General features: G+C 56.3%; 28 protein-coding genes. 21 read left to right on the plus strand and 7 right to left on the minus strand.

Annotated elements, in window-relative coordinates; genetic code table 11:
- Positions 1 to 234: 234 nt before the first annotated feature.
- The 4 genes from VRY85_RS09145 (at position 235) to VRY85_RS09160 (ending at position 3825) form a co-directional block, all read left to right on the plus strand.
- Positions 235 to 2055, plus strand: a complete 1821-nt coding sequence (locus VRY85_RS09145; RefSeq protein WP_414598282.1) for an acyl-CoA dehydrogenase — start codon at positions 235 to 237, stop codon at positions 2053 to 2055.
- 170 nt (positions 2056 to 2225) lie between these two features.
- On the plus strand, positions 2226 to 2444 hold the full coding sequence (locus tag VRY85_RS09150; protein ID WP_414598283.1) for a hypothetical protein: 219 nt from the start codon (positions 2226 to 2228) through the stop codon (positions 2442 to 2444).
- A gap of 119 nt (positions 2445 to 2563) precedes the next feature.
- Positions 2564 to 2947: a 50S ribosomal protein L19 gene (gene rplS / locus VRY85_RS09155; RefSeq protein WP_414598284.1), complete on the plus strand. Its 384-nt coding sequence runs from the start codon at positions 2564 to 2566 to the stop codon at positions 2945 to 2947.
- Between the two features lie 146 nt (positions 2948 to 3093).
- Complete coding sequence (locus VRY85_RS09160; RefSeq protein ID WP_414598285.1) at positions 3094 to 3825, plus strand: NUDIX hydrolase; 732 nt, start codon at positions 3094 to 3096, stop codon at positions 3823 to 3825.
- Positions 3826 to 3831: 6 nt separating this feature from the next.
- Here the strand turns inward: VRY85_RS09160 and rsgA are convergent, their stop codons facing one another.
- Both rsgA and VRY85_RS09170 read right to left on the minus strand, forming a co-directional pair.
- Positions 3832 to 4761, minus strand: coding sequence for a ribosome small subunit-dependent GTPase A (gene rsgA / locus VRY85_RS09165; protein ID WP_414598286.1), 930 nt, complete (start codon positions 4759 to 4761; stop codon positions 3832 to 3834).
- On the minus strand, positions 4748 to 5998 hold the full coding sequence (locus tag VRY85_RS09170; protein WP_414598287.1) for a M48 family metallopeptidase: 1251 nt from the start codon (positions 5996 to 5998) through the stop codon (positions 4748 to 4750). Before VRY85_RS09170 ends, rsgA begins: the two co-directional genes overlap by 14 nt.
- 46 nt (positions 5999 to 6044) lie before the next feature.
- Between VRY85_RS09170 and orn the strand changes: the two genes are divergently transcribed.
- Genes orn through VRY85_RS09200 form a run of 6 tightly spaced genes read left to right on the plus strand, consistent with a single transcriptional unit; the run spans position 6045 to position 11805 of the window.
- Positions 6045 to 6590: an oligoribonuclease gene (orn, locus tag VRY85_RS09175; protein WP_414598288.1), complete on the plus strand. Its 546-nt coding sequence runs from the start codon at positions 6045 to 6047 to the stop codon at positions 6588 to 6590.
- A gap of 17 nt (positions 6591 to 6607) precedes the next feature.
- A complete protein-coding gene (acpS, locus tag VRY85_RS09180) occupies positions 6608 to 7024 on the plus strand; it encodes a holo-ACP synthase (RefSeq protein ID WP_414598289.1) in 417 nt (138 codons plus the stop codon).
- Positions 7025 to 7026: 2 nt separating this feature from the next.
- Positions 7027 to 8079 (plus strand): beta-N-acetylhexosaminidase, encoded by a 1053-nt coding sequence (gene nagZ, locus VRY85_RS09185; RefSeq protein ID WP_414598290.1) that lies wholly within the window; start codon positions 7027 to 7029, stop codon positions 8077 to 8079.
- Positions 8042 to 9868, plus strand: a complete 1827-nt coding sequence (uvrC, locus tag VRY85_RS09190; protein ID WP_414598291.1) for an excinuclease ABC subunit UvrC — start codon at positions 8042 to 8044, stop codon at positions 9866 to 9868. The genes nagZ and uvrC overlap by 38 nt, the downstream gene beginning before the upstream one ends.
- 35 nt (positions 9869 to 9903) lie before the next feature.
- Positions 9904 to 10482, plus strand: a complete 579-nt coding sequence (gene pgsA / locus VRY85_RS09195) for a CDP-diacylglycerol--glycerol-3-phosphate 3-phosphatidyltransferase (protein ID WP_414598292.1) — start codon at positions 9904 to 9906, stop codon at positions 10480 to 10482.
- 12 nt (positions 10483 to 10494) lie between these two features.
- Positions 10495 to 11805: an MFS transporter gene (locus VRY85_RS09200; RefSeq protein ID WP_414598293.1), complete on the plus strand. Its 1311-nt coding sequence runs from the start codon at positions 10495 to 10497 to the stop codon at positions 11803 to 11805.
- Here the strand turns inward: VRY85_RS09200 and queF are convergent.
- Entirely contained in the window at positions 11795 to 12646 is an 852-nt protein-coding gene (queF, locus tag VRY85_RS09205; protein WP_414598294.1) for an NADPH-dependent 7-cyano-7-deazaguanine reductase QueF, read from the minus strand. The two genes, VRY85_RS09200 and queF, sit on opposite strands and share 11 nt — an antisense overlap.
- A 253-nt stretch (positions 12647 to 12899) precedes the next feature.
- Here queF and aceA point away from each other — a divergent pair, with 253 nt between their 5' ends.
- From aceA to VRY85_RS09255, 10 genes are all read left to right on the plus strand, one after another.
- Positions 12900 to 14207 (plus strand): isocitrate lyase, encoded by a 1308-nt coding sequence (gene aceA / locus VRY85_RS09210; RefSeq protein ID WP_414598295.1) that lies wholly within the window; start codon positions 12900 to 12902, stop codon positions 14205 to 14207.
- A gap of 238 nt (positions 14208 to 14445) precedes the next feature.
- On the plus strand, positions 14446 to 15417 hold the full coding sequence (locus tag VRY85_RS09215) for a hypothetical protein (protein WP_414598296.1): 972 nt from the start codon (positions 14446 to 14448) through the stop codon (positions 15415 to 15417).
- Positions 15418 to 15419: 2 nt separating this feature from the next.
- Complete coding sequence (ccoS, locus tag VRY85_RS09220; RefSeq protein ID WP_414598297.1) at positions 15420 to 15605, plus strand: cbb3-type cytochrome oxidase assembly protein CcoS; 186 nt, start codon at positions 15420 to 15422, stop codon at positions 15603 to 15605.
- A gap of 186 nt (positions 15606 to 15791) precedes the next feature.
- A complete protein-coding gene (ccoN, locus tag VRY85_RS09225) occupies positions 15792 to 17291 on the plus strand; it encodes a cytochrome-c oxidase, cbb3-type subunit I (protein WP_414598298.1) in 1500 nt (499 codons plus the stop codon).
- A 13-nt stretch (positions 17292 to 17304) separates the two neighbouring features.
- A complete protein-coding gene (gene ccoO, locus VRY85_RS09230) occupies positions 17305 to 18000 on the plus strand; it encodes a cytochrome-c oxidase, cbb3-type subunit II (protein ID WP_414598299.1) in 696 nt (231 codons plus the stop codon).
- Complete coding sequence (locus VRY85_RS09235; RefSeq protein ID WP_414598414.1) at positions 18000 to 18158, plus strand: cbb3-type cytochrome oxidase subunit 3; 159 nt, start codon at positions 18000 to 18002, stop codon at positions 18156 to 18158. The genes ccoO and VRY85_RS09235 overlap by 1 nt, the downstream gene beginning before the upstream one ends.
- Positions 18159 to 18166: 8 nt before the next feature.
- Positions 18167 to 19096, plus strand: coding sequence for a cytochrome-c oxidase, cbb3-type subunit III (gene ccoP, locus VRY85_RS09240; RefSeq protein WP_414598300.1), 930 nt, complete (start codon positions 18167 to 18169; stop codon positions 19094 to 19096).
- Positions 19097 to 19124: 28 nt separating this feature from the next.
- The gene (gene ccoG, locus VRY85_RS09245) at positions 19125 to 20630 is read left to right on the plus strand and encodes a cytochrome c oxidase accessory protein CcoG (protein ID WP_414598301.1); all 1506 of its coding nucleotides are present in this window, start codon (positions 19125 to 19127) and stop codon (positions 20628 to 20630) included.
- 54 nt (positions 20631 to 20684) lie between these two features.
- On the plus strand, positions 20685 to 20891 hold the full coding sequence (locus VRY85_RS09250; protein WP_414598302.1) for a FixH family protein: 207 nt from the start codon (positions 20685 to 20687) through the stop codon (positions 20889 to 20891).
- 95 nt (positions 20892 to 20986) lie between these two features.
- Positions 20987 to 21235 (plus strand): hypothetical protein, encoded by a 249-nt coding sequence (locus tag VRY85_RS09255; RefSeq protein WP_414598303.1) that lies wholly within the window; start codon positions 20987 to 20989, stop codon positions 21233 to 21235.
- A gap of 25 nt (positions 21236 to 21260) precedes the next feature.
- Here VRY85_RS09255 and fnr read toward each other — a convergent pair whose 3' ends face one another.
- The 4 genes from fnr to VRY85_RS09275 form a co-directional block, all read right to left on the minus strand.
- Positions 21261 to 21989: a fumarate/nitrate reduction transcriptional regulator Fnr gene (gene fnr / locus VRY85_RS09260; protein ID WP_414598304.1), complete on the minus strand. Its 729-nt coding sequence runs from the start codon at positions 21987 to 21989 to the stop codon at positions 21261 to 21263.
- A gap of 147 nt (positions 21990 to 22136) precedes the next feature.
- Positions 22137 to 23066: a LysR substrate-binding domain-containing protein gene (locus VRY85_RS09265; protein WP_414598305.1), complete on the minus strand. Its 930-nt coding sequence runs from the start codon at positions 23064 to 23066 to the stop codon at positions 22137 to 22139.
- 33 nt (positions 23067 to 23099) lie between these two features.
- Positions 23100 to 23438, minus strand: coding sequence for a type II toxin-antitoxin system PemK/MazF family toxin (locus VRY85_RS09270; RefSeq protein WP_414598306.1), 339 nt, complete (start codon positions 23436 to 23438; stop codon positions 23100 to 23102).
- A gap of 24 nt (positions 23439 to 23462) precedes the next feature.
- Positions 23463 to 23687, minus strand: coding sequence for an AbrB/MazE/SpoVT family DNA-binding domain-containing protein (locus VRY85_RS09275; protein WP_414598307.1), 225 nt, complete (start codon positions 23685 to 23687; stop codon positions 23463 to 23465).
- A 186-nt stretch (positions 23688 to 23873) separates the two neighbouring features.
- Here VRY85_RS09275 and clpB point away from each other — a divergent pair, with 186 nt between their 5' ends.
- Positions 23874 to 26462 carry an ATP-dependent chaperone ClpB gene (clpB, locus tag VRY85_RS09280; protein WP_414598308.1) on the plus strand — a complete coding sequence of 863 codons (2589 nt, stop codon included), beginning with the start codon at positions 23874 to 23876 and terminating at the stop codon, positions 26460 to 26462.
- The last annotated feature ends 46 nt before the right edge of the window (positions 26463 to 26508 follow it).

Raw genomic sequence — 26508 nt, forward strand, 5'->3', positions numbered from 1 at the left:
ACCCGGGGCAGCTTGCGCGGGGTTCCACCCAAAAAAAACCTGCAGAAGCTACGTGCCCTGCAGGTTTTTTTTCGCCTGTCTGTTGAGACAGGATAAACAGAGACTGCCCTAGGCCCTCACGGTAAGGCGTGAGCGCAGTAGTATCATGTGCGAGGCAGTCGTAATATAAGATTAATCCAATTTAAAAAGTATTCAGCCCTGGCCCGGCTTGGCCGGAAGGGCAAGCGAGGCATCATGACTTATCAAGCACCCGTTGAAGACGTTCGTTTTATATTCAAGGAATTGGCCGATCTCGAAGGTGTTCTGGCCTTGCCTGCACATGCGGAACTGGATGGCGAAACGATTGATGCCGTGCTGCATGAAAATGCGCGTTTTGTTGAGGAAGTCATTGCTCCGCTGAACCAGCAGGGAGACCTGCAACCCGCGCGTTGGGAAGAAGGTCAGGTATATACGACGCCCGGCTTTAAAGAAGCATTTCAGGAATTTGGCCAAGGGGGCTGGCAGGGGCTGCAGCACGATTCTGAATGGGGCGGGCAGGGCTTGCCTCGGTTGTTGAGTGCTGCGACAAGCGAAGCCCTGAACGCCGCTAACGTCGCTTTTGCTTTGTGCCCGATGCTGACGGACGGCGTTATTGAGGCGCTGACTATGGTGGGCACGCCGGAACAACGCCAACGTTATATTCCTCCCATGCTGGAGGGCCGCTGGACAGGCACCATGAATCTGACCGAGCCGCAGGCCGGTTCCGATCTGGCCATGCTGACGGCGCGGGCTTTGCCCCAGGAAGATGGCAGCTACCGTCTGCACGGCGAAAAAATCTTTATCACCTACGGCGACCACGATATGGCCGAGAACATCGTCCATCTGGTCTTGGCTCGCACGCCCAATGCGCCTAAAGGCGTGAAGGGGATTTCGCTCTTTATCGTTCCCAAGTTCCTGGTGAATGATGATGGTTCGCTGGGTGCGCGCAACGATATCTGGTGCGCTTCGCTTGAACATAAGTTGGGTATACACGGCAGCCCGACTGCCGTGCTGCTATACGGTTCGGGTAAGGGCGAGGTCGGAGAAGGGGCGGTCGGTTATTTGGTGGGCGAGGAAAATCGCGGCCTGGAATACATGTTCATCATGATGAACGCGGCTCGTTATGCCGTAGGCATGCAAGGCGTGGCGGTCAGTGAAAGGGCGTTGCAGCGGGCCGAGGCCTACGCGGCAGAGCGTATTCAAGGGCAGGCCGTGGAAGGCTCGGCAGGCCCAGTATCGATTAACCGGCACCCCGATGTTCAACGCATGTTGCTGACCATGCGCGCCCTGACGGAAGGGGCCCGGGCCACGGCGCTGTGCGCCGCTGCGCTGGTAGATAAAGCGGCCGGTCACCCCGATAGCGCGGAGCGGGCGCGCTGCGCAGCGGTGTACGAGTACCTGGTTCCGGTGGTAAAGGCATTCTCTACAGAATCTGCAATTGAAGTGGCTTCCTTGGGCGTGCAGGTACATGGCGGCATGGGGTATATCGAAGAAACTGGGGCCGCCCAGTATTACCGGGATGCCCGGATTCTTTCCATTTACGAAGGTACGACGGCTATCCAAGCAAATGATTTCCTCGGTCGTAAGGTGTTGCGTGATGGCGGCAGCGTGGCCCTGGCTGTTGCCGCGCAGATGCGCCAGACCTTGGCTGAACTGGATGCAGCAGCAGCGGAAAACACCAAGCACTCACAGGCGCTGGGGGTGATCCGGCAGCGGCTGGACGAAGCTGTTACCGCCTACGAGGCGGCGGTGGCTCATGTGCTGAAACATGCGCGAGAGCACGTAAGAGGCGTGTTCATGGGCAGCGTGCCTTTGCTCATGCTGGCAGGGCTGGTACATGGCGGCTGGCAGTTGGCGCGTTCTGCTTTGGCAGTTCATCGGTTTGAGCTGGCGGGCGATGCCAGCAACTTTCATCAACGCAAGTTTGCGACAGCGCTGTTTCATGCTGCACAGTTGTTGCCGCGAGCCCAGGCCTACCGCGATGCGGTTCTGGCAGGCGATATTGCTGCCGATTACGCCGCAACCGTGTTTCAGTAACAGGCATTTGGGCATGAGCTACACCCCAAGGGTTGGGTACTTCCAACTTTTGGGGTGTTTTTTTATGTGTGGCGTGACTCGGCTGTTGCATGACCGCATCATGCCTCTTGCTCCAAATGCTGGTTTTATATACAGTACCTATATACTGGACAAAAAAACAGGGTTACTCCATGAAAACCTATAAATCAGCAGCTCCCTTTAAATGGCCATTTCCTCCTGCACCTAAAGCCCAGGGCAAGGCACCCGGGAAAAGCAGTGTAAAAAAGCATAAAACGGCCGTACCAGGCACACTTAGCCGTAAAGGCATGTTGGTAGATGTCGTTATGGTTATTTGCTGGGGCGCAAGTATTCCCGGTCTCATGTGGTTGGGCGCTGCGGGTGGCTTCTAAATTGCGGCTTTTCAAACTGGTGGTTCTCCTGCTAGAATAACGGGCTATTTCCTCATCCTCTGGCAAGGCCTAATAAATTCCAAGTCCGGCTTTGCATACGATGAATTTTGGAGTTAACCGTGAATCTCATCGAAATCCTTGAACAGGAAGAAATCCAGCGCCTGACCGGTGGTAATCAGCACCCCGAATTCGGCCCTGGCGACACCGTTGTTGTGAACGTCAATGTGGTTGAAGGCACGCGCAAGCGTGTGCAGGCTTACGAAGGTGTGGTAATCGGCCGCCGCAACCGTGGCCTGAACTCTTCCTTCATTGTGCGCAAGATCTCTTCCGGTGAAGCAGTGGAACGAACCTTCCAGCTGTACTCGCCCCAGATCGCCAGCATCGAAGTCAAGCGCCGTGGCGATGTCCGCCGTGCTAAACTGTACTATCTGCGCAACCGTTCTGGTAAGGCTGCCCGCATCAAGGAAAAGCTGGTTCGTTCCAGCAAAAAGACTGCCGCATAAATATACGCACGTATATATCAGCTCAGTCCCAAACAAAGGCACCCAGAAACGGGTGCCTTTGTTATTTGTCGCCGGTCTGATTCCGGGCAAGGCTGGCCGCTGCGGGCGGTGAGCCCAAAATGCAGCAGGCGGCTAATTTTGGTGATATGGATCCTATCCCTCCTATTGTCTGGCCCCGACACGTGTCTGGGTTTGACCCTACGGCGCAACCTACCATACCTGTGCCGTCGCTGCCTGAGCTTTCACCGTCGTCGTTGCAGCTGCCTTTCATACGCAAAGCATTTTCCCAGCCAATTTCCTGGCAGGTCGAACCCGTCTTTACAAACTATTTTGATCTCGACACCAGCGGTCACAGCGACATCAAGCCGGCTGCGGTGTGTATCCCTCTATTGGAAAGCCCTGATGGCTTGCGTGTTTTATTTACACGTCGTGCGGCCAATTTGTACAGTCATGCAGGGCAGATCTGCTTTCCCGGGGGGCGTATTGAGCCCAGCGATCTTGATTACAAGCACACCGCCTTGCGCGAGACTTGGGAAGAAGTGGGCGTAGAGCCGCGTTTTATTGAACTTATCGGCAGTCAGCCGAGTTTCCTGACTTCCACGCGTTATACGATGAAGCCGGTTATTGGTGTGCTGCGGCCAGGCTATACCTTGACGCCTGATCACGGTGAAGTGGCGGAAATCTTCGATGTACCCCTGACGTCGCTACTCAGCCCCGCTTTACATCGTCTGCATGAAATCCGCCCGGAAGATGGCCTGCCACGTTATTTCTTTTCGGTCACCTGGGGTGATTACTTCATCTGGGGCGCCACGGCGGCCTTGATTCGCAATCTTTATCATTATCTGGCTGCGGCCGAAGCGGCAGGCCTTTCTGAATAAACCTGCTCAATAGTTGCTGCGGGCTTCATTTTCAGCCAGCAGACGGGTGTATAGAGCATGGCGCTCTGCTGCGATTTCACCGCGCTCAAGCGCCGTTAGTACGCCGCAGCCCGGCTCGTGGCGGTGGCTGCAATTGTAGAAACGGCAGTGTGTGATGGGGTCATGAAACTCCGGAAAGCCCCGCACAATGTCTTCCGCTTCCAGATGTTGCAAACCAAAGGCTTGGAACCCGGGTGAGTCGATAAGGTCGCCCCCTCCTGGCAGGCGATACAAGCGTGTAGCCGTAGTGGTGTGTTTGCCTGCCCCCAGTGCTTGGGAGTGTTCTTGGGTGGCGGCTTGGGCATCAGGCACCAGCGCGTTGAGCAAGGTAGATTTTCCCATGGCGCTTTGCCCCAGCAACAAGCTGGAATGGCCTTGCAGCAAAGGCATCAGCGTATTCTGAGTGGCTTGGGCATCCATGGCGTTGGTTTCGATTATGGGCACTCCCAGGTTGCGAAACTGCGCCAGTTGGCGGCGGGCCATGTCTGCGGATGGCAGGTCGGCCTTGTTGAGAATAATAATCGGCTCGATGTCGGCGCTCCATGCGCCCACCAGCGCCCGGCCAGCTAAGTCGGTAGAAAACAGGGGCTCCGGCGCCACCACAATCAGCAAACGGTCGACATTGGCCGCGAATTGTTTGCTGCGCATGTCATCGGAACGATAAAGCAGGTTGCGGCGCTCCAGTATGCGTTCAATGCTGCCTTCTTCGCCTTGCGGTGTAATGATGACGTAGTCGCCGACTGTTGCGCCGCCTTTTTTACCTCGCGGGAAACATTTTCTAATGCTGCCATCGTCCAGTTCGACCATGTAGTGACGGCCGTGCGACGAAATAATGCGCCCCTGCTGTTCCGCGACAGACGTGTTGGAAGGCGCTGGGTTTTTCTTAGTGTGCCGCATGTTGCAGATGCTCGATACGTTGGGTAGCAGGAGGGTGGCTGTCATAAAACGCCGAGTGCAGCGGGTCAGGCGTCAGGGTGGCGGCGTTGTCGTCGTACAGCTTAACCAATGCCGAAACCAGAGCTTGGCGAGACGATTGCCCGGCAGCGTAGCGGTCGGCCTGGTATTCATCGCGCCGTGAAAGCCAGGCTGTCAGCGGCGTGAGCCAGAAGGTGAAAACAGGCATGGCCAGGAAAAACAGAACCAGGGCCAGTGCATCGTTGGCGCGACCCAGTTGCGGTGTGACGCCTAAGCCCTCGTAAAACCATACCTGAGTCGACAGCCAGGCCAGCACCAGAAAGAATACCAAGGCAAAGCCGAAGGACAGCACCATGCGCCGGATAATGTGGCGATGCTTGAAATGGCCGAGTTCATGAGCCAGTACCGCTTCAATTTCATCGGCATTCAGGCGCGACAGCAGGGTGTCGAAGAACACGATGCGTCGGGATTTTCCAAAGCCGGTGAAGTAGGCATTGCCGTGAGCCGAACGTTTGGAGCCGTCCATCACGAACAGACCGTCCACGGAGAAGCCGCCGCGCTCCATGAGGCGCTCAATGCGATCGGAGATATCTGGGTTGTCTAGCGGCGTGAACTTATTGAACATCGGCGCAATGACGGTGGGAAACAGCCAGATCAGCAGGAAATTGAATACCACCCAGATGCCCCACGCCCACCATGCCCAGGCCGTGCCGGTATTGCCCATGACCCACAGCACCGCTGCCGCCAAGGGCAGGCCGAAAAGCAGCGACAGCAATAATGTTTTAAGGCTGTCCAGGATGAAGAGGCGGGGCGTCATGCGGTTGAAGCCGAAGCGCTGTTCCAGCCGGAATTTGTTGTAGAAGGCGAAGGGCAGGCCGATAACACCCATGATGGCGAACACCACCGACAACAGAGCAAGCTGGCGCAGCATATCGCCGTCGATCAGCCTGCCCAGCAGAGAGTCGATGAACTGCAGGCCCCCCAACAAGGTAAACCCTAGCAGCACGACCACTTCCACTAGGCGTTCCACCATGAGAACGCGCATCTTCGCCACCGTGTAATCGGCAGCCCGCTGATGGCTATACAGGCTGATGCGTTCGCGGAAAGCATCGGGTATGTGGTCGCGGTGCAGGCGCACATGGCGGACCTGCCGGGAAGCGAGCCAGAGCCGAAGCAATACGTCGATAAGAAGGAAGGCGACAAACAGTAAAGTGAACATGTGGGCAGCTTATGCGAAAATCTCTTTTTTCATTAAAGGATTATATGTGGTGGCCAAAGAACAGCGCCTGGTCTGGATAGACATGGAAATGACCGGGCTCGACCCGGAGAAAGAACGCATCATCGAATTAGCAGCAGTTGTCACCGAGCCGGACCTCACGGTGGTGGCTGAAGGGCCGGTGTTGGTTGTGCATCAACCGGATTCCCTGCTGGATGCCATGGATAAATGGAATCAGTCCACGCATGGCAAGACGGGGCTGATCGACAAAGTGAAAGCGTCTACCTTGAGCGAGGCCGAGGCAGAAGAGCGTATGCTGGCGTTCCTGGCTGAACACGTGCCGGCGGGTAAGTCGCCCATGTGTGGCAACACGATCGGCCAAGACCGCCGTTTCATGGTCAAATACATGCCGAAACTGGAAGCGTTTTTCCACTATCGAAACCTTGATGTAAGCACCCTGAAGGAACTGGCCTTGCGCTGGAAGCCCGAGGTCTATCGTAGTTTCGTCAAGCAAGCCCGTCATGAGGCCTTGGCAGACATTTACGAATCCATCTCCGAGCTCAAGCATTATCGCGAGCATTTCATAAAAGTCTAATGTCAGAAGGGGCGGCTATGTTGACGCAAGCAGGGAATGCGCGCATCGCAGGCATTGGCCTGGATCTTCTTCGGTTAGATCGTGCGCAGCGCGTATTTGATCGTCATCCGCAGCGGTTTGTGCAACGTATACTCGGCCCTGATGAACTTTTTGTTTTTCAGCGGCGTTATCAGCGCGACCCGCGGCGTGGGGTGCGTTATCTGGCAACCCGGTTTGCGGCCAAAGAGGCTTTTTCCAAAGCCATTGGCCTGGGCATGCGCATGCCCATGGCCTGGTCGCGTATGCAAACCTTGAACGCACCCGGTGGGCGGCCTTACGTCAAGCTGTCAGAACCTTTACAGAGCTGGTATGCGCAGCGCTTTGGCCAGGCCCATGTGTCTGTCACCGATGAACATGACATCGTCGCCGCCTACGTAGTAGTGGAAGCCCTTTAATCATGAGCACACCTTCGTTTGTCTTACCGCCCGGCCCGGTCATGGTCGATGTTGCCGGGCCTAGCCTGACGGACCACGAACGCGAGCGCCTGCGGCACCCCCTGGTTGGGGGTGTCATCCTGTTTTCTCGTAACTTTACCGACCGGGCCGCACTGACGGCCTTGTGCGCTGAAATTCATGCGCTACGTGAAGAGCCTTTGCTGATAGCAGTTGATCACGAAGGAGGGCGGGTGCAGCGCTTCCGGGCCGACGGTTTTACCGCTTTGCCTTGCATGCGCGACCTTGGCTCCTTATGGGACGCCAACCAGCAAGCCGCCATGCGAGCGGCTACGGCGGTGGGCTATGTGTTGGCGGCCGAGCTGCGCGCCTGCGGGGTGGATCTCAGCTTCACGCCTGTGCTGGATCTCGACTACGGTGTCAGCAAGGTGATTGGCGATCGTGCATTTCATCGTGATCCGGCTGTGGTGGCTATGCTGGCCAGGGGCTTGATTCAGGGCCTGGGCGGTGCGGGCATGGCGGCTTGCGGCAAGCATTTTCCAGGTCATGGCGCAGTGGAGGCCGACTCCCACCATGAGATTCCTGTCGATGAGCGCAGCTTGGATCGTATACTGGAAGAAGACGCCGCACCTTATGCTTGGTTGGGAGATCTCGTGCTGCCCTCGGTGATGCCGGCCCACGTGATTTACCCTCAGGTTGATAGTGCTCCGGCAGGGTTTTCGGCTGTGTGGGTGCAGCAGATATTGCGGCAGCGTTTGGGCTACGATGGTGTGGTGTTTTCTGATGATCTCACCATGGAAGGCGCCACCGTTGCGGGGGATATTCTGGCCAGAGCGAATGCGGCGCTGCAAGCCGGTTGCGATATGGTGCTGGTGTGCAACCGCCCCGATCTCGCTGACGACTTGCTTGCCCGCCTGGACTTCCAGCTGCCCTCCGATTCCGTAAACCGGTTGCGTCGGCTCCGGCCGAAAGCTGCAGCGCCTGACTGGGACACTCTGCAGCGCGATGCACGATACCAGCATGCCCGACGAATTCGATCTGAAATCCTTTCTGTCTGACCTGCCCAACTTGCCGGGCGTCTACCGTCATCTTGATGCCCAGGGCGAGGTGCTTTATGTGGGTAAGGCTCGCGATCTCAAGCGGCGCGTGAGTTCGTACTTTCAGAAAACGTCTTCCAACAGCCCGCGCATCGCCCACATGGTGGCGCGGGTGGCAAGGGTGGAAGTCACGGTTACGCGTAGCGAAGCCGAAGCGTTGCTGCTTGAAAATAACCTGATCAAGCGCCTGAAGCCCCGTTACAACATTCTGTTTCGGGACGATAAATCCTACCCGTACTTAATGTTTAGCGGGCACGAATATGCTCGCATTGCCTATTATCGCGGGGCAACCAGCCGCAAAGGGCGCTTTTTCGGCCCATACCCCAACAGCTGGGCAGTGCGCGAAACCCTACAAATTTTGCAGAAGGTTTTCCGGTTGCGAAGTTGCGAAGACAGTGTCTTTGCTAACCGCTCGCGCCCCTGTTTGCTGTATCAGATCGGGCGCTGCTCCGCACCTTGTGTGGGGCATATCTCTCTAGCCGATTATCAGGCAGATGTCGAACGCGCCATCAGTTTTCTCGATGGTCATGCTGATGATGTACTGAAGGATATCGAAGCTCGCATGTTTGCGGCTTCCGAACGCCTGGATTTCGAGCAGGCGGCGGTATTGCGCGACCAAATGGGAGCGCTGTCGAGGGTGTTGCAGCAGCAATCCATGGAACAGGTCGGCCAGGACGACGTTGACATCATTGGTGTGGTGGCCCTGGGCGGGCGCACATGTGTGAACCTGGCAATGGTGCGCGGGGGCAGGCATCTGGGCGACAAAGCGTTTTTTCCTTCACACACGGTGGATGACAGCCCGGCGGATGTCTTGGCGGCTTTTGTGGCTCAGCACTATATCGATACCAAGATGCCGCCTGTGCTGGTGTGTTCCCACAAGTTGCCCGATGCAAATCTGCTAACCCTGCTGGCCGAACAGACCGGGGTCAAAGCGCGCTTCATCATTCGCCCACAGGGGCTGCGTAAAACTTGGTTAGAGCAAGTTGTGAAAAACGCCGAACTTGCGCTGATGCGTTCCCTGAGCGAATCCAGCGCCCGCGAGGCGCGCACGCTGGATCTGGCCGAAACCCTTGCATTGGATACCGATGCGGCCTTCTTGCAGGCTTTGCGTGTGGAATGTTTTGACATCAGCCATACGGCGGGCGAGGCAACGCAAGCATCGTGCGTGGTGTATCAGCACCATGATATGCAGCCATCCATGTATCGGCGCTACAACATTGCAGGCATTACGCCTGGCGACGATTATGCCGCCATGCGCCAGGTGCTGTCGCGCCGCTTTACGCGGGTGGCTGATGGCGATGCGCCTTTGCCCGATGTCGTGCTGATTGACGGAGGCAAGGGGCAGGTGGAAGTTGCGCGACAGGTATTTGTTGAGCTGGGATTGGACACCAGTGTGCTGGTGGGGGTGGCTAAAGGGGAAGGGCGCAAGGTAGGCCTGGAAACCTTGATTTTCGCCGATGATCGGGAACCGCTTTTGCTTGGCGTAGAATCACCCGCTCTGTTGCTGATAGCGCAGATTCGCGACGAGGCCCATCGCTTCGCCATCACAGGTATGCGAGCCCGCCGCGCTAAGGCGCGCACGGTTTCGCGCTTGGAGGAAATAGAAGGGGTGGGGGCTCGGCGGCGGCAACGACTGCTGGCTCGCTTCGGCGGTTTTTCCGGTGTCGTCGATGCCAGCATTGATGACCTTCGTTCAGTTGAGGGTATCTCTGCCGAACTGGCTGAACGCATCTATCATGCCTTGCGATGAGCAGGCTCCACCCAGCTTGAGGTAGTATCTCACCTATGCCATTTAATCTGCCTATTGCCCTTACGTGGTTGCGCATTGCGATGATTCCCCTCATCGTCGCGCTCTACTACATCCCCGTTAGCTGGATGCCAGAAACCGTACGCGACGCGGTGGGGGCGGCATTCTTCATTGTCGCTGCGCTTACCGACTGGTTCGATGGCTGGCTGGCGCGGCGCTGGAATCAAACGTCCAGTTTTGGCGCCTTTCTTGACCCCGTCGCCGACAAACTCATGGTTTGTGCGGCTTTGCTCATTTTGCTCAACCTTGATCGGGTCGATGCATTTATCGCTCTCATCATTATTGGGCGCGAGATCACGATTTCCGCTTTGCGTGAGTGGATGGCCAAAATCGGCGCCAGCGGCAGCGTTGCAGTGCACAGGTTGGGCAAGTTCAAAACAGCAGCACAGATGGTGGCGATTCCCTGCCTGCTTTATTGGCAGCCTCTGTACGGTATTCCCACCGATCTCGTCGGGCAGGCGCTTATCGTTGTGGCGGCGGTACTCACTGTCTGGTCAATGTGTTATTACCTGAAGCGGGCATGGCCGGAAATCCGTAACCGTACAGGGCAATCATAGGAGCGTGTGGCAATGAGTGCGTCGGCCCAAGGAATGGTGTCCATGACCAGCGCCATGATCAGGCGGCGCGACTGGTCCGTTATTTCCTTGGTGGGCGCAGCGCATGCTTGTTCGCATTTCTTTCAGCTTGTGCTGCCAACGTTGTATTTGTCGTTGGCGGCCGAGTATGGATACGACTTTGCCCAACTCGGGTTGCTGGCCTCTATTTTCTTTTTGCTGTCGTCCATCGGCCAGGCATCTTCCGGTTTTGTGGTCGATCGTGTCGGGCCTGCGCCCGTACTGCATTTTGGCTTGGCTTGTTTCGTTATCTCGGGTCTGCTAATAGCCAGCTCGAATGGTTATGCCATGCTGGTGGCGGCCGCTGTCATTGGTGGCATTGGTAATTCCGTCTTTCACCCGGTCGATTATTCCATCTTGAATCACCGGGTCAGTTCGCAACGCCTGGGCCATGGCTACAGTGCCCATGGGCTGACCGGCAATCTGGGCTGGGCGCTGGCGCCTGTATATATGGCGGCTTTTATTTATCTGGCCGATTGGCGTACGGCTGCGGTGGCGGCCGCGGCGCTGGTGGCGGTAGTGCTGGCCATCACATGGTTGGGCCGGAACACGCTTTCAGGCCATAACGAAACGCCTGTGTCGAGCGAAGCCGCAGAATCTGGGCGTGAATCACAGACGGCGCCGCGTTCGTCCTCTGAAGATCTTTCCCAACAAAGCATAGGCCGCACTTTGCACACCCTACTGATGCAGCCTGCTTTGTGGGGGGCATTCTTGTTTTTCGCCTTTTCATCGATTTCCCTTTCTGCCATCCAGAACTACACCATACCCATGTTAGGTACGGTATACGGGGTTGATAAAGTGCTGGCGGGCTCGGCCTTGTCGGGTTATATGGTTGCCGGCGCGATTGGCATGGTGGCCGGAGGGTTTCTAGTGTCCAGCACGCCGCGCAGTGAATTCACCGTATTCGGTTCTTTGGTATTGGCTGCCGCCTGCTTCGCATTGCTGGCGACGGGTTGGGTAGGGCCGTTCATGGCTTTAGGGTTAGTGGCTCTGGCCGGCTTCTGTTCCGGCGTGGCGGGCCCCTCACGCGATATGCTGATTCGTCGTGTTGCGCCCAAAGGGGCAACCGGTACGGTCTACGGGTTGGTGTATTCGGGCATGGATATTGGCGCCTCACTGGCGCCTGTAGGCTTTGGGCTGATGCTGGATGCAGGGTTGGCGCGTGGCCCTTGGATGGGTGCAGCGGCCAGTTTTATCGCTGCGGCTCTGCTGGCCGTGGCAGTGGGCCGGGCAGCCGCCGGCCGTTCACGTGCCGTTATTGCCTAGGGGTGCGCTCGTCGCCCACTTCAACAGGGTGGCTGCTGCGCCAAGGGTTGATATCCAGCCCACCACGGCGCGTGTAGCGCGCCATCACAAACAGTGCCTCAGGTTCCAGTGCCTGCCATAAATCGCAATACATACGTTCTACGCAGTGTTCGTGGAATTCGGTATGGCGCCTGAAAGACACAATGTATTTGAGCAGGCTTTCCGGGTCGAGGCGGGGGCCGGTGTAACGCACTTGCACACTGCCCCAATCGGGTTGGTTGGTGACCGGGCAGTTCGACTTTAAAAGATGGCTGACCAGGGTTTCAGTCACCACTGGGCCGTCAGACGCCCTACGCAGTAGGGTGGGGTCAGGCGTGTAGCGGTCGATTTCAATATCCAGATCATCCAGGCAGCGGCCCTCCAGCGGTCGGCAATGAGCTTGCAGCGACGCAAGATCGTCTTGCAAATGTACTGCCACTTGCGCCTCTGCCACTCGGCTCAGATCTGCTTGCATGGTCGCTGCAACTTCAGCGGCGCTGGCGTAGCGGCTCTCATTGAACGAGTTCAGATAGAGCTTGAACGATTTTGATTCGATCAGGTGCGGGCTGTCGGCGGGGACGATAAAGCGTGCCAAGGTGGCGCGCGGCAGCCCGCGTTGATTCAGCCAAGACACTTCATAAGCGTTCCAGATGTCGGCGCCGTACCAGGTGCCGGGCAGCGTCAAACTGGCGCGGTTAGGTGCGCGCTCAATGGGAAACAGCAATGAAGCATCGTAGGCTTGGGGGTAGGCGACCTCGCGCCCAAGCGTGGTTTGGCTCAGTGGGGAGTCAGGCATATCAAGGTATTGTCGGGAAAAGGTCATTTTAGCCTTTCCGGTTTTTCCCGCTTTGTGAAAAGGCGCTTTCATAATATGGAAAATGGATTTTGCAATGCAGTGCTCTGCTTTTCATTCTGAGTAATTTCGTTTTGTATGGTGAAATGCAAAGAAAAAGTTATTGATTTATAAGGTAAAAAAAGTATGTCTTATATAAGATAAAAGTGTGGTGTGCGCTGCAACATACGCGTAGAATTTTTCTCATCGATCTTCATCTTTTATATGACTAAGGAGAAACATCATGAGTTCACGCGAAACGGAAATCCGTAATCTGCAGCGCCAATGGGCGGAGGACCCACGTTGGCAAGGGATTAAGCGCGGCTATACCGCTGAAGAAGTGGTTAACCTGCGCGGTTCGGTGGTGGTGGAGCAGACTCTCGCCCGCCGTGGTGCAGAGAAGCTCTGGAAGTTGCTGCACGAAGAACCCTTCATCAACTCCCTGGGCGCCATGAGTGGCAACCAGGCCATGCAGCAGGTCAAAGCGGGTTTGAAGGCGATTTACCTGTCGGGCTGGCAGGTGGCGGGTGATGCCAACTTGGCCGGCGAAATGTACCCCGACCAATCTCTGTACCCCATCAATTCCGTGCCGCAAGTCGTTCGCCGCATCAATAATGCATTAACTCGTTGCGACCAGATCCAATGGTCGGAAGGCAAGCAACCGGGTGACGAAGGCTATATCGATTACTTCGCACCTATTGTGGCCGATGCAGAAGCAGGCTTTGGTGGTGTGCTGAACGCCTTCGAATTGATGAAGTCCATGATCGAAGCCGGTGCTGCGGGCGTGCACTTTGAAGATCAGCTGGCTGCCGTTAAGAAATGCGGCCACATGGGCGGCAAGGTGCTGGTGCCAACCCGCGAAGCTGTGTCCAAGCTCGTGGCAGCGCGCTTGGCTGCAGACGTAATGGGTGTGCCGACTCTGCTGCTGGCGCGCACCGATGCTGACGCTGCCGATTTGGTGACAAGCGATATTGACGAAAACGACCGCCCCTTTATCACGGGTGAACGCACGACCGAGGGCTTCTTCCGCACTCGCGCTGGTATCGAGCAAGCGATTTCTCGTGGTCTGGCTTATGCTCCCTACGCTGACTTGATCTGGTGCGAAACTTCCACGCCCAACCTGGAATACGCGCGTCAGTTCGCTGAAGCCATCCACCGTCAGTTCCCGGGCAAGCTGTTGGCCTATAACTGCTCGCCTTCCTTTAACTGGAAGAAGAACATTGACGACGATACTATCGCGCGCTTCCAGCGTGAACTGGGCGCCATGGGCTATCGCTACCAGTTCATTACACTGGCAGGCTTCCACTCCCTGAACTACGGTATGTTCGAACTCGCACATGGTTATGCCCGCCGCAACATGAGCGCTTTCGTCGAACTGCAGCAAAAAGAGTTTGCCGCCGCGGAAAAAGGTTTCACCGCTGTCCGCCACCAGCGCGAAGTGGGTACGGGCTACTTCGATGCCGTTACACAGGCTATTGAGGGCGGTAAGTCGTCCACCACGGCTCTGACCGGCTCGACTGAAGAAGAACAGTTCGACACCGCCCACGCCTGACGTGGGAGAAACGGGCTGAGGTTGGCTGGTACGGCTTTAGCCCGTGTGGAACAGGGTAAATATAAGAGTGACCTCCTGGCGTAAGACAAGGCGCCGGGAGGTTTTTTTTTATGAAGGATTGCTGTCCGGTTTAGAGCTGAGAAGTTACACGATTAGTGAAGCGGAGCAAGGGGTGGGGCGCGAAGGCCGTTGATCTAGATCAAGAAGGAGGGCCGGCGAAAAAGGTATAGTGCTGCTCATGCGCGCGATGTCTATTTTTTCTCCACCGCTGGAAATGTCGGATGCTGACCGGCTCCGTCGCCGGCATATGCTAGCCCGCTTGGGCCTAGCTTGGCTTGCTATGATGCAAGTCATGATGTTCGCGTTTCCGGGCTATCTGCGCCACGAGGGTATGGCGCCCGACAATCTTCAATTGCTTGATCAGGCCATCTTCCTGATGAACTGGATCAGCCTGCTTCTTACCGTTCCCGTGGTTTTGTACTGTGCTCAGCCGGTGTGGGCTGGGGCACTCAGCCGCCTGGCACAAAAAGAAGTCACCATGGATGTACCTGTCGCCCTGGGGATTATCGTTGCATTCATTCCCAGCGCCTACGCGACATGGGCGGGTAAGGGTGAAGTCTACTTCGACTCCGTTGTGATGTTCGTGGCATTTCTGCTCACGGCACGCTATCTTGAGTTCTGTGCGCGTCAGGCCGTGGAAACCGGCGGGGCACACAGCGCCATTGAATCCTTTCGCGCTTCGGCTTCCGAGCGCGCCAATCGCGTTGCGTTCTGGTTTGTCACCATTCAAGTTGCCCTGGCGGTTGTGTCGGGTGCGGTGTGGTGGTTTTATATTGATCCCAGCCATGCCGTTCCGGTACTGGTCGCCATGTTCGTCATGAGCTGTCCTTGTGCGATGGCCATGGCAGTCCCTTCCTCTGTGTCCGCTGCGCATGCTTCACTGGCCGCGCGCGGGCCTGTCTCCGATTCTGAAGTTGCTGAGCTGGTCCGGGTGACCGGGCGTGTCACACGGCAGAACCTCTATGGTTCGGTTGTCTGGCATTTGCTCATGACGCCGCTGGCAGCGATTGGGCTGGTGGCTCCTTGGGTGGCTGCGCTCAGCATGCTGCTGTCATCCCTGGCGGTTGCGGGGAATGCATGGCGCATGTATCGCCGCCAACTGCGGGCTGTCAGCCAGCCGGAGTGGTCCGGCGCGGTTGCCCAGGGCTGATCATGACAGCTTCTCTTTTTCTGTTGTTGCCAATCGGGCTCGCGTTTGTGGCTTTGATCGGCGGGATGTTCTGGTGGGCGATTTTTTCCGGCCAGTTCGACGACACGCAAAAAGGAGGGGAGTCCATCCTTATGGATGACGACTCGCCAAAGGCTTCGGAAACGCCGCCTGGAGACGAGCGGCGCTGAAGGTGGGGCGAAAGCTCTTAGCGTATAAAGCTGTTTTGACAAGATTCGCCTCAGGTCAAGTGTCCTGTGGTGGGGAAGCATCAAGCCCAGTCTTGCGAGAAGGGCATTGATGTAAATCAAGGCTATAGGCTTGGCCATGCGAGATCATGCTCGCGATTGTTTTTCATAATTAATGAGGGGAAGCTCATGGGTACTTCCGATACGCTCGGGAAACAGCCTGAAGTCTTCAACTACGGTGTAGTCAGGCAATTTGCCATCATGACCGTAGTTTGGGGCGTCGTAGGCATGGCTGTCGGTGTGTGGATTGCCGCACAACTGATCTGGCCGCAATTGAATTTCGACATTCCGTGGTTGAGTTATGGCCGCTTGCGGCCATTGCACACGAACGCAGTGATTTTTGCGTTTGGCGGGAGCGCGCTGTTTGCGACTTCCTACTATGTGGTGCAACGTACCAGCCAGGCTCGCCTGTTCTGTGACAAGCTTGCCGCTTTCACATTCTGGGGCTGGCAGGCTGTTATTGTGGCGGCTGTAATTACTTTGCCTCTGGGCATTACTTCCACCAAGGAATACGCCGAACTCGAATGGCCTATCGACATCCTGATCGCTCTGGTCTGGGTTTCCTTCGCTATTGTGTTCTTCGGCACCATTGTTAAGCGCCGGGTCAAGCACATCTATGTGGCGAACTGGTTCTTCGGCTCTTACATCATTACCATCGCCGTACTGCACATTTTCAATAACATCCAGATGCCCGTCACGTTGTGGAAGTCCTATTCCGCATACGCAGGCGTGCAGGATGCCATGGTGCAGTGGTGGTATGGTCACAACGCCGTGGGCTTCTTCCTGACCACCAGCTTCCTGGGCATGATGTACTACTTCGTTCCCAAACAGGCTGAGCGTCCCATCTTCTCGTATCGCCTCTCGATTGTGCACTTCTGGGCGCTGGCCTTCACGTATATGTGGGCAGGGCCGCACCACCTGATGTACACCTCGTTGCCCGACTGGACCCAATACCTGGGCTCCGCTCTGTCACTGATTCTGCTGGCTCCATCCTGGGGTGGCATGATCAACGGCATCATGACGATGTCCGGCGCATGGCACAAGCTGCGCACCGACCCCATCCTGAAGTTCCTGGTGGTGTCGCTGTCGTTCTACGGCATGTCCACGTTTGAAGGTTCCATGATGTCCATCCGCACAGTGAATGCGCTGTCGCACTACACTGACTGGACGGTCGGCCACGTGCACTCTGGTGCATTGGGCTGGGTGGCAATGATCACCATTGGTTCCCTGTACTACCTGATTCCGCGCCTGTTCGGCCGTACCAGCATGTACAGCACAAAGGCCATTGAGGTTCACTTCTGGATCGCAACCCTGGGCGTGGTGCTGTATATCGCCGCCATGTGGATTGCTGGTGTGATGCAAGGCCTGATGTGGCGCGCTACGAGCCCCGACGGCACGCTGACCTACTCCTTTGTTGAGGCGGTTAAGGCAACTTACCCGTTCTACGCGATCCGTCTGTTGGGCGGCCTGATGTTCTTGGCTGGCATTGTCATCATGCTCTGGAACACACTCATGACCGTACGCATTGGCGTCAAGGGCGTGAACCCCGAGGTTCCCCTGTACAGCCCCGATGCACGTGACCCTGCGCTGCGTATCCCGCCCGCGAGCACGACACCGGCCACCGCCTAGGAGAATTTCAAAAATGGCGCAAGAAAAAACCAAATTCTTTTCGCACAAGTTGGTAGAAACCAACGTGGGCTGGCTGATGTTCTTCAGCTTCCTGGTCATCTCCTTTGCTGGCCTGGCCCAAATTGTGCCGCTGTTCTTCCAGCACTCCACCACCGTGGCGACCGAGGGCGTGGAGCCCTACGACCCGCTGCGGTTGGTCGGGCGCGACATCTATATCCGCGAGGGTTGCGTTGGGTGTCACTCGCAGCAAATCCGTATGCTCAGCTCGGAAGTGCAGCGTTATGGCCCTTACTCTCTGGCAGGTGAGGGTGTGTACGAGCACCCCTTCCTGTGGGGTTCCAAGCGCACCGGCCCTGACCTCGCCCGCGTAGGTCAGCGTTACTCTGATGATTGGCACCGCGTTCACTTGCGCGATCCTCGCGCTGTGGTTGCGGAATCCAATATGCCGGCCTATCCGTGGCTGCAGCACAACACCGTTGAGGGCACCAACGTATCCGCTCGTATGCGTGCGTTGACTCGCCTGGGTGTGCCCTATACGGAAGAGCAAATCGAAGCGGCCCCCGAGGCACTGGTAGGCAAGACGGAAGAAGACGCCATCGTTGCCTATCTGCAGGGGTTGGGTGTGGCTGGCCGTGCAGCGGCTGAGCGCGCCGTGCTCCAGGGCGGCGAACGGCCTGCGGACATCACCGCTCAAGGAGATCAGCAATGATCGCAATCATCAATGCTCTTGCCACCATTCTGGCAATGATTACCTTCCTTGGTATTTGCTGGTGGGCATTCTCGCGCGGCCGGGCACAGGCGAACCGCGAAGCGGCCATGCTGCCTTTCGCTTTGCCTGATGAAGGCACCACGGATAAAAAGAATTAGGAGCTTCCATGAACGATTTTGTAAGTAGCTTCTGGAGCTACTGGATTGCAACTCTGGCCCTTGGTGGTGTCGTATTCTGTCTAATCCTGCTGTTTTCGCAGCGGGTTTGGCTGAAGCGCGAGATCGACCAGGTCGAAGACACTGGCCATGTCTGGGACGGTGACCTCACTGAACTGAACAATCCGATTCCACGCTGGTGGACTATCATGTTCATTCTGCTGTGTGTGGTTGCCCTGGGAATGTTCGTCTTGTATCCGGCACTGGGTTTCGGCCCAGGTGTAACGGGCTACAGTTCCGCTCGTGAAGTACGGGCTAACCAGATCGAGTTGCAGGAACGTATTGCTCCGATCTATGCGCGTTACGCAGAAATGTCCTTCGAAGATGTGGCGAAGGACGCGGAAGCACGTGAGATCGGCCAACGTTTGTTCCTGAATAACTGTGCTCAGTGCCATGGTTCCGATGCGCGTGGTGCGGCCAGCTTTCCCAATTTGGCTGATAACGACTGGATCTGGGGCGGCGAACCGGAGCAGATCATTCACACGATTACGGAAGGCCGTCACGGCATGATGCCGCCATGGGGTTCTCAGCTCAGCCCGTCCGAAGCGTCCGATACCGCTCAGTACGTTCGCTCTTTGTCCGGCCTGGCTCACGATCCCATGCGCATCGTGGCTGGTAAGCGTCATTTTGATGCGTTCTGCGTGGCTTGCCATGGTGCCGACGGCACAGGTAATACCGCCCTGGGCGCCCCCAATCTGACCGACAATATCTGGCTGCACGGCAGTTCAGAAGCCTCCATCGTTCAGACTATTCTGAATGGGCGTGAGAACATCATGCCGCCTCAGAAGAACCTGATGACCGAAGATCAGATTCGCCTGCTGGCGGCCTGGGTCTGGGGGCTGTCGAATAACGATGGCAATGTTGTTGCCGCCGCTAACTGAAGCATTTAATCCAAGGTAAACACAAGTAATGAGTAGTCAGGATCCCACCGTCAAGCCCCGCAACGAAGGTCAAGAGGACGCCCCTAAATGGCAGCCTCAACCGATCTCAAGGCCGGGGGGTGGGTCCTCACCCGTAGTTGAAAAAGCCCTGGCCGACGTACGGAATAAAATCTATCCGCGTTCGGTCACGGGCTATTTCGCTAAATGGCGTGTTGCGCTCGTTTACTTTACGCAGATTATTTTCTACGGGCTGCCCTGGTTGCAATGGAATGACCGCCAGGCTGTTCTATTTGATCTGGGCGCTCGCAAGTTTTATATCTTCGGCATGGTGCTGTGGCCGCAAGACATCATTTACCTGACTGTCTTGCTGGTGCTTTCAGCATTCTCGCTGTTTTTATTTACGGCGTTGGCAGGCCGGCTATTCTGTGGTTACGCCTGTCCTCAAACCGTTTATACCGAAATATTCATGTGGGTCGAGCGCAAGGTCGAAGGCGACCGGTTGGCCCGCATTCGGCTTGATGAAGCCCCCTGGAGCCTGCGCAAGTTCCGCGTCAAAGCCACGAAACACATTCTGTGGGTGCTGATTGCGCTGTGGACGGGCTTTACATTCATCGGTTATTTCGCACCTATTCGCGAACTGCTGCTGGGTGTGTTTGCCGGAACTCTGGGTTTCTGGCAGTGGTTCTGGATGTTCTTCTACGGCTTTGCCACCTGGGGCAATGCCGGTTTCATGCGCGAACAAGTCTGCAAGTACATGTGTCCCTACGCTCGTTTTCAGAGCGTTATGGTTGACGAAGACACGTTCGTTGTCACCTACGACTATGTGCGCGGGGAGCCGCGTGGCGGTCGCTCTCGCCGGATTGATCACAAAGAAGCCGGCATGGGAGATTGCGTAGACTGTAGTCTGTGCGTGCAGGTCTGTCCCACCGGTATCGATATCCGCGAAGGCATGCAATACATGTGTATCGGGTGCGGCGCCTGTGTAGATGCCTGTGATACCGTCATGGACAAAATGGAGTACCCCCGAGGCCTGATCCGTTACACGTCGGGGAACGCCATTAAGGAAGGTCTGACACAGCAGCAAGTACGCAAGCGCACCTTGCGCCCGCGCACGATGGTCTATACCGCCATTTTGGGCGTTATCTTCATCGCCTTCATGGTGTCTCTGGCGACACGCACTACCTTGCGGTTTGATGTGATCCGTGACCGAGGGGCTTTGGGTCGTGAGGTGCCGGGCGGCATGATTGAAAACGTGTACCGCCTTCAGATCATCAATACGGCGGAAGAGCCGTTGACCTTGTCGTTGTCCGCGTCCGGTGTGCCCGAAATCGTGGTGACAACAACCGACGGCGATAAAACTTCTACGGTAGAAATCCCAGCGGCATCCAATAGGCTGGTACCTATTGTGGTACGGATGCCGGTTGGTCAGGCGGAGCCAGGCTTGCACAATATCGAATTTCGCGCGAGTGCGACATCGGAGCAGGGCCGGGAGATCGAGGCTGTTGAACCGTCTAGTTTTTACGTTCCCAATTGATATCAACATTGAAAACCGATATCGTATTAATTAAACCTCAAACAAGCACGTGGCATGAAAGACACTGATCAAGCGAAGCCCTGGTATCGCGAACCCTGGCCCTGGATTCTCATGGCAGGTCCCGCCCTAGCCATTATTGGGTGTGCGATCACCATTTATCTGGCTTTCCAGAATTTTTCAGATCAGGAAATCCGTGATGGTGGGGTAAAGCGAGGTCTCGTGGTGACCAAACCTCAGGTAGAAACTAAGGCTCAACCCTGAATGTGCGCGAATTCAAGGTTCGTTATCTACAGCAGCGCTAAGCTGTTTGTTAGGGGAATTACGCCCTTGGCGTTGAAGAAGCAGGAGACCGCTCTATGAAATGGCGTTCATTGATGTGGATAATGTGGCCTTCTTTTCTGGTCGCTGCGATGATGACCTTTTTTGTGTTCGCCTTCATAGACCCTCTGGATCTCGTGATTTTCGGGCATATCGAGACCAGCCGTATGCAGGCTTACACAATAGGTTTTTTCTTTTTCTGGGTGATGGCCGCGCTGTCCAGCACACTGACGCTTAAAATCGCGCCACGTCCGCGTGAGTACGATGAATTCGGCGACCCTTTATAGGGCGCCTGGGGCGGCGTAATCGCGCTTAGCCGCAGTCGCTGCCGGAAAGGCTGCGCAGGGCCTGGATATCAAGAATATGGACTTCTCGCTGGCGAATTTGTAGCAGGCCTTCGCGCGCAAAGCGTGAAAACAGCCTGCTGACGGTTTCGAGAGTCAGGCCGAGATAGTTGCCGATTTCTTCACGGCTCATGCGAAGTACAAACTCATAGGGCGAATAGCCCAAGGCGGAAAGCCGATGCGACAGGTTTAGTAAAAAGGCTGCCAGTCGTTGTTCCGAACGTAAAGACCCCAGCGACATCACCAATTGGTGAGAACGGTTGATTTCCTTGCTCATCAACCTGCGAAACTGCTGTTGCAGGGCAGGGAAATGCAGCGAAAGCTGATCCATGTCGTCAATGCGAATCACACAGACCTCGCTGTCTTCCAGAGCGATAGCATGGGAAACATGAGTGTTGTTTACCAAGCCGTCCATGCCGAGAATCTCGCCGGGTAGCAGGAAGCCGGTGATCTGTACTTGGCCAGCAGCGTCTTCAAGTTGAGTTTTAAGTGTGCCAGACCGGATACCGTAGACTGCTTCGGTTTTGTCGCCCAGGTGAAAGAGAGCCGAACCCTTGGGCACGCGAATGCGCTCCCGGATAAGCTCATCAAGCCTCGCGACATCGTTGCGTGCCATACCTAAAGGAAAGCACAGTTCGCTCAACATACAGGTTGAGCAACGGGTGGAGTCGGAAGTTACACTAATTCGCTTTTGCATACGTCAGGTTGCCCTTGCGGGCGCACAGCGGCTCGCCAGTGCTGTTTGATATAGATCAAGTATAAAGGATAGCCGGGTGCCTGTCCCGATTGTCATGTTGGTGGTTTTATGCTAGGAGGCGCAGCTTTTGATTTCCGCCCATCTGTGTTACTCGGGCGTTTGTTTGTTTAAGCCGCCGTTCCAGTACGTGGGCGAAGAGTAGTGCCCTTTGAGCATATCCAAGAATAAGCGCAGCCTTTGAGGTAGATGTTTGCGTTCAGGCATCAGGGCAAATATACCATTTACAGGTGCAGCATATTCGTCGAGTACCGTAATCAGATGGCCGGCTTCAATATCTTCCTGAACCTCCCAAAGCGAGCGCCAAGCCAGCCCCATGCCAGCAAGTGTCCACTGATGCAGAACTGAGCCGTCGCTGCATGCAAGGTTGCCCTTTACCCGAATGGCGCGTACTTGGCCGTTTTGAGTCAGTAGCCAGCCTTTGGCTTGGTTGCCTTGTTGGCCGAAAGATAGGCAGTTGTGTTCCAGCAGGTCATCGGGCGAATTAGGGCGGCCGTTGCGCTGGAGGTATGAAGGCGAGGCGACTATGACACGCTTGTTGTCTGCCAGCCGAACGCCCACTATGCGGGAATCCTCCAGCTCGCCTATACGGATGGCGCAATCGTAGCCTTCGTCGATGAGATCGACTAATCGATCGCTGAGATCCAAGCTAATACTGACATCTGGGTAGGAAGCGGTGAAGTCGGGCAGAAGCGGGGCGACATGGCGGCGCCCGAACCCTGCGGGGGCGCTGACGCGCAGGTGGCCGGACGGGCGCACGCTGCCTTGCGATATACGTGACTCCAAGTCGTTCAGCTCGCGCAGGATGCGCTGAGCCTCTTCTAAGAATAGACTCCCTTCGGATGTCAGCGACATGCTGCGTGTGGAGCGCACCAGCAACTTGATACCCAGCCGCGCCTCTAATGCATTGATGCGGCGGCCTATCATGGCGGGGGCGACACCTTCCTGCCGCGCAGCGGCGGACAGGCTGCCCAGTGCGGCGACGGCCACAAAGCTTTCAAGCTGCTTGAAACGGCTCATGGGGCGTGTGAGTGAATAGGTGATGGCCTGGGTTTAACCCGGCAGAATCAGCGCAGTGAGCTTGGCTCGCACAGCCGCCAGCTCTTCGGGGCTAGCGCGACCCTGATGGCTGATTTTTATACCCGGCCAGCCCAGGCTTTTGACCTGATCTGCTAGGGTGCAATGACCTTCAATGGAGGCTAGGGCGACCTCAAACGGATAGCCTTTGGTTTGAGATGTAATGGCGCAGCACAGCATCAGACCGGATTTTTTGTTGTAGAGGGAAGGGCTGATGACCAGCGCAGGTTTGTAGTCAGGACCGGTATGCCGGGGCGGCATTTCGAAATGAATGTGAACGATGTCACCGGCTTCCGGGGTATAGCGTTTGCTCATGGTGTTTCAAGGCCTAGGTGGGTGCTACATTGAGCCGTAATCGATTTCTTCGTGGGTATTGGCGGGCTTGATCGCTCCTACCAATTGCCCGAGCGTGTACTCCTCGGAACGAATTGGCTGGAGAATCAGACAATCGCGTTCGACGCGCATTTCCATCAGGTCATCGACTCCGACTCGCAGGCTTTTGAGCATGGAGGAAGGCAGGCGAATAGCCGCGCTGTTTCCCCATTTGCGGATGACACCACGCATGTTGACTCCTGTTTCAAAATATGGCTGGCAACAGCTTAACAAGTTTCGACTCTGTGTCAACACTGTCTGATATGTCATAGCCCCGCAGCAGATGAGCGTGCCAGTGCCGCCTTGAAAAAGACGCGAATGGCCGCACATTTAAAGCATCCATATATATAGTGACATCCCACCGGGGCAGACACAGTCATGAGATTCGACAAACTTACTACACGTTTTCAGCAGGCCGTTGCCGATGCGCAAAGCCTAGCCTTGAGAAATGATAACCCTTACATTGAGCCGGCTCATTTGCTGGCTGCATTACTTAGCGACACTAACAGCGGCAGTTCCAGTTTGCTGGCGCGCGCAGGAGTGGCCGTCAATCGCGTCATACCCGCGCTGAATCAGCTGATTGAAGGCTTTCCGCAAGTGCAGGGAGCCGACGGTAATATCCAGATCAGTCGCGAATTGCAGGCGGCGCTGGTCCGCACTGAAAAAGAAGCAATGCAGCGAGGCGATGACTACATCGCTAGCGAGCTGTTTCTTTTGGCCATGGCCGACGACAAGGGCGAGGCGGGTCGTATTTTGCGTGAGGCGGGCCTGCAACGTAAGGCGCTTGAAGCGGCGATCGACGACGTACGCGGAGGCAGTTCCATTACTGACCCGGCGGGAGAGCAAAATCGTCAGGCGTTAGAGAAATATACGACTGACCTGACAGAACGCGCCCGTCAGGGCAAGCTCGACCCGGTTATTGGGCGGGATGATGAGATCCGTCGTGCCATACAGATTCTGCAGCGTCGCACTAAAAACAACCCGGTGCTCATTGGCGAACCCGGCGTGGGTAAAACCGCCATTGTGGAAGGGCTGGCGCAGCGCATCGTCAATAACGAAGTGCCTGAAACGCTTAAGGGCAAGCGAGTGTTGTCGCTTGACCTAGCCGCTTTGCTGGCCGGTGCCAAGTATCGTGGTGAGTTCGAAGAGCGGTTGAAGGCGGTGCTCAAGGAGCTGTCTCAGGACGACGGCATGAACATTGTGTTCATTGACGAGCTGCACACCATGGTGGGGGCCGGTAAGGCCGAGGGCGCGATGGACGCCGGCAATATGCTTAAACCGGCATTGTCGCGTGGTGAACTGCACTGTATTGGCGCAACAACGCTGGATGAATACCGCAAATACATCGAGAAAGATGCAGCGCTGGAACGTCGTTTCCAGAAAGTGCTGGTGTCCGAACCCGATGTGGAATCCACCATTGCCATTTTGCGCGGTTTGCAGGAACGCTATGAGCTGCACCACGGCGTGGCGATTACCGACCCGGCGATTGTGGCAGCGGCGGAACTGTCTCACCGTTACATCACGGATCGCTTCCTGCCCGACAAGGCCATCGATTTAATCGACGAGGCCGCAGCCCGTATCCGGATGGAAATTGATTCCAAGCCGGAAGTCATGGACAAGCTTGATCGACGCATCATTCAGCTCAAGATCGAACGTGAGGCGGTGAAAAAAGACACGGATGATGCATCGCAGCGCCGTCTGCAGGCGATTGAGGAAGAACTCGTCAAGCTGCAACGCGAATACAACGATTATGAGGAAATCTGGAAGGCTGAAAAGGCGGCCGTTCAGGGTTCACAGTCCATTAAGGAAGAAATCGAGCGTCTGCGAGCAGAAATGGCGGAAATGCAGCGCAAGGGGCAGTTCGACAAGCTGGCCGAGCTCCAATATGGGCGTCTGCCGGAGCTTGAAAGTCGCCTGAAAGCGGCTGAGGCAGATAAACAGGAGAGCATAGAAAAGCCCAAACTGCTGCGCACTGAAGTGGGTACCGAGGAAATTGCCGAAGTCGTTTCGCGAGCAACGGGCATTCCGGTGGCGAAAATGATGCAGGGCGAGCGCCAAAAGCTGTTGCAGATGGAAGAGCACCTGCATAACCGCGTGGTGGGGCAAGATGAAGCCGTAAGGTTGGTAGCAGACGCCATTCGTCGCTCGCGCGCCGGGCTGTCTGATCCGTCACGCCCCTATGGGTCTTTCCTGTTCCTGGGGCCGACCGGTGTGGGCAAAACAGAGCTGACCAAGGCGCTGGCGAGTTTCCTGTTCGATTCGGAAGATCACATGATCCGTATCGACATGAGTGAATTCATGGAAAAGCATTCGGTTGCACGCCTGATTGGTGCGCCTCCGGGTTATGTGGGGTATGAAGAAGGTGGTTATCTGACTGAGGCCGTACGTCGCAAGCCCTATAGCGTGGTTCTATTGGATGAGGTGGAAAAAGCCCACCCCGACGTATTCAACGTTTTGCTGCAAGTGCTGGACGATGGGCGTCTGACCGATGGCCAGGGGCGCACGGTGGATTTCCGCAACACCGTCATTATCATGACTTCCAACCTGGGGTCGCAGCACATCCAGAGCATGGCCGGTCAGCCTTATGATGTGGTGAAGGAAGTGATCTGGACGGAGCTCAAGCAAAGCTTCCGCCCCGAGTTCCTCAACCGCATTGATGAAGTGGTGGTGTTCCATTCCTTGGATCCCAAGCACATCGAGTCGATTGCTCGCATTCAATTGCAGCGTCTGGCGGAACGTCTGGCACAGCGTGAAATGACGCTGGAAGTCACCGATGCCGCCGTGGCGCAACTGGCTCGCGCAGGCTTCGATCCGGTATTCGGGGCGCGGCCTTTGAAGCGTGCGATTCAGCAGCATATTGAGAACCCTGTCGCGCGACTGGTGCTGGATGGAACATTTGGCGAAAAAGATGTGATTCCGGTCGATTGGCAGGATGATAAGTTCGTGTTCGAACGCACTTTGCAGTAAAAGTGGTCAAAAGGGGTCTGTCCCGGTTTTGGTTTGCAAAACCGGG

The sequence above is a fragment of the Achromobacter sp. F4_2707 genome (assembly GCF_047501535.1).
In the GTDB taxonomy this organism is placed as follows: Bacteria; Pseudomonadota; Gammaproteobacteria; order Burkholderiales; family Burkholderiaceae_B; genus Yanghanlia.